Source organism: Nitrincola lacisaponensis (assembly GCF_000691225.1).
In the GTDB taxonomy this organism is placed as follows: domain Bacteria; phylum Pseudomonadota; class Gammaproteobacteria; order Pseudomonadales; family Balneatricaceae; genus Nitrincola; species Nitrincola lacisaponensis.
Map to the genome: position 1 here is coordinate 756,054 of NZ_JMSZ01000016.1, position 13,073 is coordinate 769,126.

Genomic DNA, 13,073 nt, shown 5'->3' on the forward strand with positions numbered 1-13,073 from the left:
ACTATGAGCGAACTGATTCTGGCTTCAGCCTCCCCGCGGCGACGTGCGTTGCTGGAGCAGATCGGTGTGCCGCACCGTGTCGTGCCTGCCGATATATGCGAGGCAGTTATTCCCGGGGAGTCTCCCGAAGCCTATACACAGCGTCTGGCGCTGGAGAAGGCCAGGCAGGCGGCGGCTGGTCTGGCGGCTGATTCTGTTATTCTGGCTGCAGATACCACAGTGACCTTGGATGGCCTGCTGTTGGGCAAGCCTGACAATGAAGCCGAGGCAGTGGCTATGCTGATGGCACTCTCTGGACGTACCCATCAGGTGATGACTGGTGTTGCAGTCATCTCTTCTCAGGGAGAAGATGTGATCTGTGTTGCCAGCGATGTCAGTTTTGCGCCATTGGATGTTGCTCAGTGCCATACCTACTGGCAGACAGGCGAGCCCCGGGATAAAGCTGGCGCCTATGCCATTCAGGGGTTGGGTTCGGTGTTTGTAACGCGCCTGAATGGTAGCTATTCCAATGTCGTCGGCTTGCCGTTGCATGAGACGGCGGCCCTGCTGCAACGCCATGGTGTGCGGGTGTGGCAACTGGATGAGACAGAAAAGGAGCATTCCTGTGGCTGAAGAAATTCTGATTAACTTTACCCCGATGGAAACCCGTGTGGCGGTGGTCGAGAACGGCATGCCTCAGGAAATCTACGTCGAGCGTGCCAGTCGGCGTGGTATTGTCGGTAATATTTACAAAGGCAAGGTGGTGCGGGTATTGCCCGGTATGCAGGCTGCTTTTGTGGATATTGGCCTGGAGCGTGCAGCGTTTATCCCCGTTGATGAGCTGGTCGGCGCTGAAGCCCAGACTGCTCAGGGAAACCGAACCAGTGTGCCGATTGCCCAGGTGATTCGGGAAGGTGAAACCCTGCTGGTGCAGGTTACCAAGGACCCGATTGGCAGTAAGGGTGCGCGTTTAACCACGCATCTGTCGATCCCTTCACGTTACCTGGTACTGATGCCACACAATGATCATATCGGCGTGTCTCAGCGAATTGATGATGCGGATGAGCGCGAACGGCTGAAAACCTTAATGGAACAGCTGATGTCTGAGTCTGCATTGGCCGAGGGCAGTGGTGGTTTTATTCTGCGTACAGTGGCTGAGGGCGCCAGTGAGCTGGAGTTGCGCACCGATATCGATTTCTTGCGGCGCTTGTGGAAAAACCTGCAGCAGAAAATCACGACCGCCAGTGTGCCCTCCATTGTCTATGAAGATTTGCCGTTACATATGCGTGCGTTGCGCGATATGGCGCATGCGGATGTGGAGCGTATTCGTATTGATTCGCGTGAAACCTATCAGAGTGCGGTTGAGTTTGCTCAGATACTGGTCCCTGAGATCATTGAGAAAATCGAATATTATCCCGGTGAACGTCCCTTGTTTGACATGTTTAATGTCGAAGAAGAGATGCAGAAGGCTTTAGGGCGCAAGGTGGAACTCAAATCCGGTGGCTATCTGATTTTTGATCAGACCGAAGCCATGACCACGGTGGATATCAATACCGGTGGCTTTGTTGGGCACCGTAATCTGGAAGAAACCATTTTCAAGACCAATCTGGAAGCAGCGACTGCCATAGGTCGTCAATTGCGTCTGCGTAACCTGGGCGGCATTATCATTATCGATTTTATTGATATGACCGATCCTGATCATCAGCGTCAGGTACAGCGTACTCTGGACCGGGTGCTGGAAAAAGATCATGCCAAATGCAAGGTCACCGGCGTGTCCGAGCTGGGTCTGATCGAGATGACCCGAAAACGCACACGCGAGAGCCTGGAGCATGTTTTGTGCGAGCCCTGTCCTGTCTGTCAGGGTCGTGGCAGTGTTAAAACCCCGGAAACGGTTTCCTATGAAATTTTCAGGGAGATACTGCGTCAGCATCGGGCTTATGATACCGAGAGCTATCTGGTTCTGGCAGCCGTGAGTGTGGTGAATTACCTGCTCGACGAAGCATCTGACCATGTGGCAGAGCTGGAAGCCTTTATCGGCAAAACCATTCGTTTCCAGGCCGAGACGCTGTATTCCCCGGAACAGTTTGACGTTGTGTTGCGCTGAGTAGCCACCGATGAAACGCAAGCTTGCCAAGCTGTATCGGGTGTTGTTGGTGCTGGCACTGATTCCGGCACTGCTGATCCTGTCATTACGTCTGGGGTTGCCCCAGCTATCCCGTTTTTCGGATGAAATATCGGCCTATCTCAGTTCTACGCTGGGTGTTCAGCTGCGTATAGGGGCCTTGCATGCGTCTCTGGAGCAATTACAGATACGCCTGCACCTGGAGGATCTGACCCTGTTAAGTCAGGATGCATCTGCACCGATGGTTTCGGTAAAGGCAGAACGTCTGGATCTGACCCTGGATCTGCTGCGCAGTCTGCAATATCGGGTTCCCGTGTTTCGTATGGCGGAATTACAGCAGGCGGATGTGTTGTGGCAACAGCAGCAGGGGCGCTGGTTGCCCGATATGGGGGCGTCGTCGGGAGAGGGTGCACCGTCTCTGCTGGCGCTGCTGTCCTACCAGCCATCTCTGGTGTTGCGTAACGTTCACTTGGGGCTACAGCCCGAAGGCGGTGAGCTGCAGTTGATTTCACCGATCAACGCCATGTTTGAGGCGGCAGCAGGAGAGTATCAGATCAGTGGTTCTGCGCGTATGCCCAGAATAGGTGAGGATGCCTATGCTGTTTTCGCGTTGCATGCTTTGAGTCTGGATTTTGATGACCTGTTGGCTGGTCATTATCGTTTCTTCTTGCAGAGTGATGCGCTGGGTCCCGAGGTCTTGAATCTGGGGGTGTTGCCGCTGGAAATGGATGCTCTGAACCTGTCTGCCCATGTCTGGGGAGAGTGGCAGGCCTCCCGATTGACCGAGCTGCAGGGGGATTTTTCGATAACGCCTCTGGCATTATCCGGCGATCGCTGGCCTGAGATTGATCATCTGCGCAGTCGTTTTGTGCTGTTACCTGTGACCGATGGTCAGTATCAGTTGCAGTTGCGGGGAATTCAGGCTGCGACTCAAGGTGTGCTGCTGAGCTTGCCGGAATTAATCACCGAGTTTCATCTGGCTACCGGGCAGCAGTGGGTGATGCCTGAGTTTGTGCGTTTGTCTGAACTGGATCTGGCGGGTGTACACCACTGGGTTGATCAGCTGGATATTCTGCCTGAAGCGGCTGAATCTGTGTTGGCCCGTTTGGCTCCTGCCGGGCAGGTCAGTGATCTGTTGATCGCCTGGCAGCAGCCGGAAGACTGGTTAAGCTTCATACTTGAGGCACGACTGGATGAGGTGGCTGTATCTGCCTGGGAGGATGCACCTGAAGCATCCGGTATCAGTGGACAGCTGCAAGCGACCCTGACCGAGGGGACCATCCTGCTGGAAAGCGCAGCCTTTACCCTGAATTTCCCTGAGTTGTTTGGCAGTGGCTGGCAGTATTCAGAGGCCAGTGGTCAGGTCAGTTGGCAGGTGACCGGGGAGGCTTTACGACTGAACAGTGGTTTGCTGAGTCTGAGCAATGAAGCGATTCATGCCAAAGGCCGTTTTGGCCTTTACCGTCCTTTCGATCCGGAAGAGCAGATTGAATTCAGTCTGTTAATCGGGATTACCGACACTGATGCGTTGCAAACCGAGTTTTACACGCCGCCGCGTGAGCTGGGTGAAACGCTTTATGATTGGCTGAAGTCCGCCATCCGTGCCGGGCAGGTCAATCAGGCTGGATTGATGATTCATGCTGGTCTGCGCCCTCAAGCACACCATTTACCTGTGAGTGTGCAACTGTTTCTGGATGCTGAACAGGCTGAGTTTGCGTTCCATCCTGACTGGCCAGTGGTTCAGGATGGTCAGATTTTCCTGCACTTGAGAGATACCGAGCTGCGCATCGATATTGCTTCAGGCAGTATTCTGAATTCTGACATCAATAGTGGTTGGGTATATCTGCCGAGAGATAGCCAGCAGTTACATGTAGCGGCTGTGTTACAGGGAGATGCGTCGGACTTCAGCCTGTTGCTGCAGGAATCGGCATTAGGCGGTTATCTTGGCAGCGGTTTTGATGACTGGCAGTTACGGGGTGATACGCAGACCCGCCTGGGGCTGAGGGTGCCGGTGGATAATCCGGATGCCATCGATGTACAGGTATCCAGTCGTTTGCAAGGCAGTCAGTTGCATTTGCAGGATCGAGATCTGCGTTTTAATGATATCAGTGGGCAGGTGGTGTACACCACTCAGGCCGGGTTGCGATCCACCGGATTGCGTGGACGCCTGTATGGTGAAGCAATAGAGGCTGACATATCGACACAGGGTGAGCGCACCCGTGTGGCTCTTCAGGGGATGATTGCAACAGAGCATCTGGATCATTTGACCGGGTTGTCGCTGGGTGATCGCTTTGATGGCAAAAGTCAGGTGGATCTGGCATTGACGCTCTGCGCCGAGCAAGGCAGCTGTCCGCGTCTGGAGCTGAGCTCCAATCTGCTGGGAACTGCCATCGATTTACCTGCCGGATTGGGCAAATCGGCGGATCAGCAGCGCTTGCTCAATGTAGACCTGTATCCGGAGCAGCAGCGTCTGCATTTCAGTTATGACACCTTACTCCAGGGGGTGATGGATCTGTCACAGCCTCTGCGCGGGCAGCTGCTGTTTGGTTCAGGGGTTGCAGTTCTGCCGCAGTCCTCACATTTGGAGTTGCGAGGCAGTGTGCCGCAATTCAGTGTACAGGGCAGGGTGCTGCGTTTTGCAGATGACAGCTGGCAGGCGCATCTGGATCACCTGCATTGGCGTTCCAGTGAGGCTGAGGCATCCACTGTGCCGACACCGCCGGTCACAGAGTCTCCTGTCGATGTCAGTGGTTATCCACAGCTCAGCCTGAAAATAGATGATTTAAGAGTAGGAGAGCGGGCGCTGGGTCAGTGGTCGCTGGATATGAAGCCTCAACGCCAGCATGTCAGCTATGAGTCCATCAGTGGGCAGTTGCAGGGCTTCACGGTGACAGGGCATGCACATTGGCAGGCAGGACAGCACCCTAGCACCGACTTGACGTTAAACCTGAATGGCGCTGACTTGGCTGAAGTGCTGGAGCACTGGGGGCAGGGACGTCCGATAGAAACCCAGGCACTGAGTGCAACAGCACAGTTGACCTGGCGGGGAGCACCCTGGCAGTTTGGTGTGTCGTCACTGGACGGTGTATTCAGTTTTCAGGCGGATCAGGGGCGAATTATTGAGTCAGGCAGTGGTGCCAATCTGTTACGTGTGTTTGGTTTGCTTAATCTGAACACACTGTCACGCCGCTTGCGTCTGGATTTCAGTGATTTGCTGAAACGAGGGCTGGTTTTTGATCAGCTGAAAGCTGATTATGAATTGAATAAAGGAGTTGCCACCACACGTGATGCACTGATCATGACCGGGCCTTCTGCCAATATGGAGATTACCGGGCAGGTGGATCTGAATACACAACAGCTGGACAAAACCATTCAGGTCAGTGTGCCTTTGGGCAGTAACCTGACGTTAGGGGCTGTGTTGTTGGGCGCACCTCAAGTGGCGGGTGCCTTGTTTATTTTTGATCGGATTATGGGCGACCGGATCGAAAAAATGACCCGTATCGCCTACACCCTGAAAGGGGACTGGGACGACCCGCAGCTTAACCTGCTGAATCCTGCCGGGGGGCGTTAAATCAGTCCAGCTCAGCGGTTTCGCGCAGGAAGCGGAAAAGCTTGCGGAACTGTGTGGGTGGTTGTTGTTTCTCTTGCTCGCGACGTGTGTTGCGGATCAATTGACGCAGCTGCTGGATGTCGGTTTGGGGATATTCCTGAATAAAGGCTTCCAGTGCAGTTGTACCCGCCTCGCCCGGCTGCAGCAGACGCTCGCGCCACTGTTCCAGTGCGTGAAACTTCTGGTTGTGTGCCTGGCTGGCGGTATCAAAGGTGTCCAGTGCCGCTCGAATGGCTTCGATGTCTGCATGGCGCATCAATTTGCCGATATACTGCATGTGCCGCTTCAATGCGCCATTAGAGGTGATACGGCGTGTTTCCGCGATAGCTGCGCGCAGTGTCGCATCCATAGGGACCTTTTCCTGCTGATCGGCTCGCAGCTCTGTAATGCGTTTGCCCAGTTGTTTGAGGGCTTCCATCTGCCGTTTGATTTCTGAGCGGCTGATGATTTCATCATCCTCAAACACCTGTTTATCTGAATTCATATCGCTGTTATTCCGGTTCGTCGAAACGGTTGTTGATCAGTGTGGTGAGAGCGCTGTGCGCTTCAGTTTCATCATCACCTTCTATGTGCAGTATCAGTTCTGTGCCCTTGCTGGCAGCGAGCATCATGACGGCCATAATACTTTTGCAGTCCACACAACGGCCATTTTTCTCAACCTGAATCTGACTGGCGTAGTTTCCGGCCAGGGTGCTGAGTTTGGCCGCTGCTCTGGCATGCAGTCCGAGTTTGTTGATGATGGTAATAGGAGCTTTAATCATGCGGACTCTATCAGTTCAGTTCACGGTGACGGACGTGCACATTATCCATAGACTGGCGGAAATGACCAGCCAGGTTTTCAGCCAGGTAAACAGAGCGATGCTGTCCACCCGTGCAGCCAATGGCTACTGTCAGATAACTACGGTTATCCTGACGAATACGGGGTAACCAGCGTTCCAGGAACCGGGTGATATCCTGCTGCATTTCTGCTACATCAGGAGACTGTTGCAGAAAGGCCTGTACTGGTTGATCCAGGCCTGTTAATGGGCGTAACTCAGGAATCCAGTGTGGATTCGGCAGACTGCGAACATCAAATGTAAAATCTGTATCCAGTGGTGTGCCGTGCTTGAAACCAAATGACTCAAACAGCAGCGACAGGGATTGTTCGCGGCTTTGGGTAATACGCAGTTTTACCCGGTCACGCAGTTCGTAAAGTGTCATGCGTGTGGTATCGATACGCATGTCCGCCAGCGAGGCAATAGGCTCCAGCAAGACACGCTCCTGATCAATGGCGTCCCTGAGACCGGAGTACAGATCAGTTAACGGGTGCTTGCGACGCGTGGCACTGAAACGTTTAAGCAGTGTGGCTTCTGAGGCATCCAGATAGATGACTTCACAGACCAGGTCTGTGTATTGCTTCAGTTGCTCCAGTAATGTTGGAAAGCGCTCCAGATTACTGGTCAGGTTGCGTGCATCGATACTGACCGCAATTCGAGAGGGGCCCCCCTGGGTATCGGTCATTTGCCGGATCAGTTCCGGCAGCAGCATGGCCGGCAGGTTGTCGATGCAATAAAAGCCGGCATCCTCCAGTGCTTGCAGGGCCGTGGTTTTGCCTGAACCTGAGCGACCGCTCAACACGACCAGTTTCATGGGTCAGCCTTGCGAGCCTGAAAGTTCGACAAAGCGCTGGTAGAGAGCCTGGTCGTCAGTGCATTGGCGCAGTGACTCACGGATATCTGATTGACTGAACATCTCCGCCAGACCGGCCAGGGTTTGCAGATGTGCGGTAGCCGCATCCTCCGGTACCAGCAGGCAGCACAGCAGGTCGACCGGACGATTGTCTATGGCATCGAAGTCAACCGGCTCTTTCAGGGTAATCAGAAGTGCCAGTGCCCGGTCACAGCCAGCAAGGCGACAGTGGGGGATTGCCACACCGTCGCCAATGCCCGTGCTACCGAGACGTTCACGATTCAACAAGGCGCTGAAAACATCTTCTGCTTCCAGTGATTCGTTGTCAGAGGCCAGTAGTTCACTGGCCAGTTCCAAAACGCGTTTTTTGCTGACGGCATCCAGATGACAGCGTGTCATGGATGGTGTCAGCAGCTCGGATATAGGCATGAGAAAGTCTGTTTCCAGGGTTATTTATGAGACTTCATTTTTTCCTTGTGCTTAATGACCTGACGATCCAGTTTGTCGATCATGGCATCAATAGCTGCATACATATCTTCATGCTCAGACTGAGCGAAAATCTCACCTCCAGCAACATGCAGGTCTGCTTCGGCTTTCTGGCGTTGCTTCTCAACACTGAGGGTCACCTGTACATTGGTAATATTGTCGAAATGACGCTCCAGACGCTCGAACTTGCTACGAACATAGTCGTTGAGGGAATCAGTCAGTTCTACGTGATGACCTGTGATATTGATCTGCATGGTATATCTCCTTAGTGCCGGTACGATGAACGTCGTACTCTATATTAATTAAAGCAGACGCTTGCGCTCATTAGAAGGCGGAATCGCGAGAGCTTCACGATATTTCGCTACAGTGCGTCTGGCTACATTGATTCCCTGCTCTTTCAGCAGTTGGGCAATCTTGTTGTCACTGAGTGGCTTGGCAGTATTTTCTGCAGACACCAGTTTTTTGATCAGTGCACGTATGGCTGTTGATGATGCGCCTTCGCCATCTGCGGTATTCACCTGGCTTGAGAAGAAGTATTTCAGCTCATAAATGCCACGAGGGGTGTGAATATATTTTTGTGTGGTGACTCGGGAAATGGTGGATTCGTGCATGGATACCGCTTCGGCAATATCATGCAGCACCATGGGCTTCATGGCCTCATCACCTATCTCCAGAAAGTCACGCTGGCGCTCGACGATTTCGGTGGCCACTTTTAACAGCGTATCATTCCTACTGAGCAGGCTCTTCAGAAACCAGCGCGCTTCCTGCAGATGATTTTTCAGGTAGGTATTGTCTGCACTGCTATCAGCCCGGCGAATCAGGTCGGCATATTGTGTATTAATGCGCAGTTTTGGCGCTATATCCGGATTCAGAGAGACAACCCACTCATCCTGAATCTTGCGCACCATGACATCAGGAATCACATATTCAGACTGGGTTGAACTGATCATTGCGCCGGGTTTGGGATTCAGGGAACGAATCAGGTTAATGACACAATCCAGTTCGGTTTCTGACAGGCGCATTTTACGCATCAGCGTTTTGTAGTCATGGCTGCCCAGCAGTGGCAGAAACTCGCGACACAGGCGGATAGCTTCCTGACGCCAGTCCAGTTCTTCAGGCAGTTGCTGAATCTGAATGCAGAGGCATTCGCTCAGATCCCGTGCGGCGACACCCGGAGGATCAAACTGTTGTATGCGATGCAGTACGGCCAGAATTTCGGCTTCATCGGCATCGGCAAACAGTTCGGCTTCCTGTGTCTGAAACTGCTCCAGCAGCTCTGGCAAGTCACTACGCAGATAACCATCTGCATCAATGGCATCAATAATGGACTCGGCAACCAGTCGATCCTGTTCACTCATCGGTGTCAGGTTGAGCTGCCAGATCAGGTGGTCCTGCAGAGTGTCTTCGCGAGTATCATTTTCATTATCAGGCCAGTCACTATCACCAGCGCTACCGCTGCTCTGATGCTGAAAGGTATCTTCCCACTGGCTGTCGGTCGGCAGGTCGTCCGGTATGGACTCGTTCCATTCCTGATCAGCTGCCGGTTCGTCGGCAAAGCTATCGCTACTTTCAGTCTCATTGCTGCTAAGAGATGCAGCTTCCTTGACCTCGTAGGTATCCGCCATACGTTCATCGGGAAGATCGGCATCATCATCACTGATTTCCAGTAACGGATTGCTATCGAGTGCCTGCTGGATCTCCTGTTGCAGATCCAGAGTAGATAGTTGCAGCAGGCGTATGGCTTGCTGCAGTTGTGGCGTCATCGTGAGATGTTGGCCGATCTTTAGATGTAACGCTTGCTTCATATGCCGTTCAGATCACTTATTCAGAGGCAGGGATGGTGACTTAGAGTCGGAACTGATCACCCAGATAGGCGTTCCGGACCTGCTCGTTGTCCATTATGTCAGATGGGCTGCCATCTGCAAGGATTGTGCCTTCACTGACAATATAGGCTCGCTCACAAATGTCCAGTGTTTCCCTGACATTATGGTCGGTGATCAGAATACCGATATTGCGTGCTTGCAAGTGTCGAATGGTTTGCTTGATATCATTCACTGATATCGGATCAACACCGGCAAAGGGTTCGTCCAGCAAAATAAAGCGTGGTTCAGTTGCCAATGCACGTGCGATTTCCACGCGGCGCCTTTCACCGCCAGAGAGTGCCATGCCTGGGCTGTTGCGCAGGTGGGTGATATGAAATTCCTGCAGCAGTTCTTCTAAAGCGGTCTGACGTTGTGCCTTGGACAGGTCTGCCCGTGTTTCCAGAATGGCCATCAGGTTGTCGCTGACGCTCAATTTGCGAAATACCGAGGCTTCCTGTGGCAGATAGCCAATGCCTTGTTTGGCACGGCTGTGCATTGGCAGACGAGTGATGTCCTGTTGAGCCAGACGAATAGTACCCTTGTCTGCGGCAACCAGGCCAACGATCATGTAAAAACATGTCGTTTTACCTGCACCATTGGGGCCCAGCAGGCCGACAATTTCACCCTGTTCGATATGCAGTGACACATCACGTACTACATCGCGGCCCTTGTAAGATTTAGCCAGGTGCAAGGCTTCCAGTCGCGTTGTCATATCAGGGGTTAGCCTTAGGTTGAATCACCATTTGAACACGCTGACCGCCCTGGGCTTCGCTGCGGAAAGCATCGACTATGGAATTATCCATATCATATACGATGCGTTCGCCGGTAAATTCGTCAGCATCCTGTACCACGCGGGCATTTTCAGTGATGGTGACTGTTTGCGTGGGTACCTGGTAGTCCATGCGTAAACCATAGGCCTTGGTGACCGGCTGGTTTGGGCTGGCCTGCTGCTGAAACTCTGCCGGTGAGCCTGTGGTGATGATGCGCGAGATGCTCCCTTGACCATCACGGTGCATCTCGACACGAGAGCCTTGCAGGATCATGCTGCCCTGACGTATTTCGACGGCACCGGTATAGACGGCAACGCCGGTACGCTCATTCAGGGACGCCTGGTCGGCACTGACATAGATCGGCTGATCCTGGTCATCCGGCAAGGCAAATGTGTGCATGCTAAACAGCAGCAGGGAGGCCAGACTGATCAGGCGTATTTTAACGTGTAACATAATAACCTCTTACCTCAGACAGCAGGTCGACGCGATGTTCTTTAAGCCATGCGTGCATGCCAATGGCATCGGTGCGGTTCACGCCCTGTTGGATCTGAACCGGTGCATGGGTTTCGGCGTAGTGTTCCGGTGGCAATAACGTCAGAACTGATGTCGTCAGTACCCAGGGTGTTTCAGAAGCCGAATTATCAATAACCCTGACGTTTCCTGCAAGTTCAATCTGGCTTTCATCGTCAGGTATAGTGCCATAGTCGGATGAAATCTGCGTATCACCTGTATCACCCGGTAGCGTAACCAGTGGTGATTCCAGTCGAGTCATCTCAGTTGCCGGATAATGTTGCAGGCGTGGTGAAACCAGCAGGTACGCCAGTTCGCCCTGTTCATTAAAGCGGGTAATAAACGCATCCTGGATGAAAAAGTCCACCCGATCCGGATCATCCGGGTCGCCACTGAGAGTGTCAGTCGGGCTGCCAAAAAAGCCCCAGTAGAGTAACGTCACTGCCAGCAGTGTAACGCCTGTCAGCAGCCGCACCCGGGTCGAGCTGAACATTAGCGGAACGCTCCTATCAGATCATTCAGCTTGCCTTGCGAGGCCAGCAGCAACTCACAAAATTCACGTGCAGCGCCTTCACCCCCGCGCCGTGTGGTACACCAGTCAGCTTCTTTGCAGACCAGCGGGTGGCCATTGGGTACTGTGACACCAAAAGCGACCGTGGTGATGGCTGACAGGTCGGGTAAGTCGTCACCGATATAAGCGGTTGTGGCGGCGCTTTCACCACTTTCCTGCCAGATTTCTTCCAGTGCAACCAGTTTGTCTTCACGCCCCTGAATGCACCAGTGAATACCCAGCGCCTTGGCCCGCATGCTGACCTGCGATGAGCTGCGTCCGGTAATAATGGCTGTGCGAATACCCGCCTGATGCAACAGTTTAATGCCCAGTCCATCGAGGGTATGAAAGGTTTTAACTTCCTGCCCGTCAGGTAAAAAATTCAAGGCGCCAGTGGTGAGTACGCCGTCAACATCAAACACGGCCAGGCGTATGGCGTGCAAGCGTTGTTTGAGTGCGTCGGATAGGGCGTGTTCGGTCATGTCAGATGACTCCTGCTTTCAATAAGTCATGCATGTTCAGCGCGCCGGCAAGTTTACCGTCTGCGTCTGTAATCAGCAGTGCATTGATCTTGCGCTCCTGCATGATCTTCAGTGCTTCTGCTGCCAATGAACCGGTTTTTAGGGTCGTGCCACCGGGGGTCATAACCTCGGCTATCGGCGTGTTTTTCAGGTCAATCGACAGATCCAGGGTGCGTCGCAGGTCGCCATCAGTAAAGATCCCCAGTAGCTCTCCCTGATCATTGGTGACGGCAGTCATGCCCAGGCGCTTTTGAGTGACTTCCAGCAGTGCCTCATGGATGGGCGTATGCAGCGATACCTGTGGAATATCCTCGCCTGAGTGCATGATATCATCGACGCGTAACAGCAACTGGCGCCCGAGGCTGCCACCTGGGTGGGAAAACGCAAAGTCCTCCGGGCTGAAGCCGCGGGCTTCCAGCAGTGCAATCGCCAGCGCGTCCCCCATGACCAGTTGAGCGGTAGTGCTGGATGTTGGAGCCAGATTATGTGGGCACGCCTCGCGCTCTACAGGCAGATGCAGGTTGATATCGGCAAAGCGTGACAGGGTCGACTCCGGGTTGGACGTCATGCTGATCAGCGGAGCACCCATGCGTTTGATCAGAGGCAGAATGGTAATGACTTCAGCGGTTTCACCTGAGTTGGACAACGCCAGTACCACATCTTTGCCAGTAAACATGCCCAGATCACCGTGGCTGGCTTCGCCTGGATGGACAAAAAATGCGGGTGTTCCGGTGCTGGCCAGGGTAGCGGCAATCTTGTTGCCGATATGGCCAGACTTCCCCATGCCAGTGACAATGACACGACCCTCGCAGCTGAGCAGCAGTTGGCAGGCTTCACTGAAGCTGCTATTCAACTGGTTCAGTAAGGCGCTCAGGGTCGCTTGTTCAATTTCAATGGTACGTAAACCTGCGGCAAGGAAGTTAAAAGTGCTCATGCGAATTGGGATCAACCAGCTGTAGAGAATAAAAAATTCGTTCATTAATCAGCTAAGTTTA

At 53.3% G+C, this 13,073-nt stretch carries 14 protein-coding genes; 3 read left to right on the plus strand and 11 right to left on the minus strand.

Features of this window, described 5'->3' with window-relative positions:
• Positions 1-3: 3 nt before the first annotated feature.
• From ADINL_RS06815 to ADINL_RS06825, 3 genes are read left to right on the plus strand one after another with little or no spacing between them, the layout of a single operon-like run.
• On the plus strand, positions 4-612 hold the full coding sequence (locus ADINL_RS06815; protein WP_036545163.1) for a Maf family protein: 609 nt from the start codon (positions 4-6) through the stop codon (positions 610-612).
• Positions 605-2,083 (plus strand): ribonuclease G, encoded by a 1,479-nt coding sequence (gene rng, locus ADINL_RS06820; protein WP_036545165.1) that lies wholly within the window; start codon positions 605-607, stop codon positions 2,081-2,083. Before ADINL_RS06815 ends, rng begins: the two co-directional genes overlap by 8 nt.
• Before the next feature lie 10 nt (positions 2,084-2,093).
• Positions 2,094-5,672, plus strand: coding sequence for a YhdP family phospholipid transporter (locus ADINL_RS06825; RefSeq protein ID WP_036545168.1), 3,579 nt, complete (start codon positions 2,094-2,096; stop codon positions 5,670-5,672).
• A gap of 1 nt (position 5,673) precedes the next feature.
• On the opposite strand, the gene yjgA is transcribed toward ADINL_RS06825, so the two are convergent.
• The 11 genes from yjgA to ADINL_RS06880 are packed head-to-tail and all read right to left on the minus strand — an operon-like array spanning position 5,674 to position 13,012.
• Positions 5,674-6,195 carry a ribosome biogenesis factor YjgA gene (yjgA, locus tag ADINL_RS06830; protein ID WP_036545171.1) on the minus strand — a complete coding sequence of 174 codons (522 nt, stop codon included), beginning with the start codon at positions 6,193-6,195 and terminating at the stop codon, positions 5,674-5,676.
• A 7-nt stretch (positions 6,196-6,202) separates the two neighbouring features.
• The gene (locus ADINL_RS06835) at positions 6,203-6,472 is read right to left on the minus strand and encodes an HPr family phosphocarrier protein (protein WP_036545175.1); all 270 of its coding nucleotides are present in this window, start codon (positions 6,470-6,472) and stop codon (positions 6,203-6,205) included.
• 10 nt (positions 6,473-6,482) lie between these two features.
• Positions 6,483-7,340, minus strand: coding sequence for an RNase adapter RapZ (gene rapZ, locus ADINL_RS06840; RefSeq protein WP_036545178.1), 858 nt, complete (start codon positions 7,338-7,340; stop codon positions 6,483-6,485).
• 3 nt (positions 7,341-7,343) lie between these two features.
• Positions 7,344-7,808 (minus strand): PTS IIA-like nitrogen regulatory protein PtsN, encoded by a 465-nt coding sequence (gene ptsN, locus ADINL_RS06845; RefSeq protein WP_036545181.1) that lies wholly within the window; start codon positions 7,806-7,808, stop codon positions 7,344-7,346.
• Positions 7,809-7,828: 20 nt separating this feature from the next.
• Positions 7,829-8,119, minus strand: a complete 291-nt coding sequence (hpf, locus tag ADINL_RS06850; RefSeq protein ID WP_036545185.1) for a ribosome hibernation promoting factor — start codon at positions 8,117-8,119, stop codon at positions 7,829-7,831.
• Between the two features lie 48 nt (positions 8,120-8,167).
• Positions 8,168-9,670, minus strand: coding sequence for an RNA polymerase factor sigma-54 (locus ADINL_RS06855; protein WP_036545188.1), 1,503 nt, complete (start codon positions 9,668-9,670; stop codon positions 8,168-8,170).
• A gap of 40 nt (positions 9,671-9,710) precedes the next feature.
• Positions 9,711-10,439, minus strand: coding sequence for an LPS export ABC transporter ATP-binding protein (lptB, locus tag ADINL_RS06860; protein ID WP_036545191.1), 729 nt, complete (start codon positions 10,437-10,439; stop codon positions 9,711-9,713).
• 1 nt (position 10,440) lies between these two features.
• Complete coding sequence (lptA, locus tag ADINL_RS06865) at positions 10,441-10,950, minus strand: lipopolysaccharide transport periplasmic protein LptA (protein ID WP_051632613.1); 510 nt, start codon at positions 10,948-10,950, stop codon at positions 10,441-10,443.
• Entirely contained in the window at positions 10,937-11,500 is a 564-nt protein-coding gene (gene lptC / locus ADINL_RS15930) for an LPS export ABC transporter periplasmic protein LptC (RefSeq protein ID WP_051632614.1), read from the minus strand. Before lptC ends, lptA begins: the two co-directional genes overlap by 14 nt.
• Positions 11,500-12,039 (minus strand): KdsC family phosphatase, encoded by a 540-nt coding sequence (locus ADINL_RS06875; protein WP_036545194.1) that lies wholly within the window; start codon positions 12,037-12,039, stop codon positions 11,500-11,502. The genes lptC and ADINL_RS06875 overlap by 1 nt, the downstream gene beginning before the upstream one ends.
• Position 12,040: 1 nt before the next feature.
• Positions 12,041-13,012 (minus strand): KpsF/GutQ family sugar-phosphate isomerase, encoded by a 972-nt coding sequence (locus tag ADINL_RS06880; protein WP_036545629.1) that lies wholly within the window; start codon positions 13,010-13,012, stop codon positions 12,041-12,043.
• Positions 13,013-13,073 lie beyond the last annotated feature (61 nt).

Coding starts and splice junctions, on each gene's coding strand:
- ADINL_RS06815 (WP_036545163.1), top strand. CDS start 4: ATGAGCGAACTGATTCTGGCTTCAGCCTCCCCGCGGCGACGTGCGTTG.
- ADINL_RS06825 (WP_036545168.1), top strand. CDS start 2,094: ATGAAACGCAAGCTTGCCAAGCTGTATCGGGTGTTGTTGGTGCTGGCA.
- yjgA (WP_036545171.1), bottom strand. CDS start 6,195: ATGAATTCAGATAAACAGGTGTTTGAGGATGATGAAATCATCAGCCGC.
- ADINL_RS06835 (WP_036545175.1), bottom strand. CDS start 6,472: ATGATTAAAGCTCCTATTACCATCATCAACAAACTCGGACTGCATGCC.
- rapZ (WP_036545178.1), bottom strand. CDS start 7,340: ATGAAACTGGTCGTGTTGAGCGGTCGCTCAGGTTCAGGCAAAACCACG.
- ptsN (WP_036545181.1), bottom strand. CDS start 7,808: ATGCCTATATCCGAGCTGCTGACACCATCCATGACACGCTGTCATCTG.
- hpf (WP_036545185.1), bottom strand. CDS start 8,119: ATGCAGATCAATATCACAGGTCATCACGTAGAACTGACTGATTCCCTC.
- ADINL_RS06855 (WP_036545188.1), bottom strand. CDS start 9,670: ATGAAGCAAGCGTTACATCTAAAGATCGGCCAACATCTCACGATGACG.
- lptB (WP_036545191.1), bottom strand. CDS start 10,439: ATGACAACGCGACTGGAAGCCTTGCACCTGGCTAAATCTTACAAGGGC.
- lptA (WP_051632613.1), bottom strand. CDS start 10,950: ATGTTACACGTTAAAATACGCCTGATCAGTCTGGCCTCCCTGCTGCTG.
- lptC (WP_051632614.1), bottom strand. CDS start 11,500: ATGTTCAGCTCGACCCGGGTGCGGCTGCTGACAGGCGTTACACTGCTG.
- ADINL_RS06875 (WP_036545194.1), bottom strand. CDS start 12,039: ATGACCGAACACGCCCTATCCGACGCACTCAAACAACGCTTGCACGCC.
- ADINL_RS06880 (WP_036545629.1), bottom strand. CDS start 13,012: ATGAGCACTTTTAACTTCCTTGCCGCAGGTTTACGTACCATTGAAATT.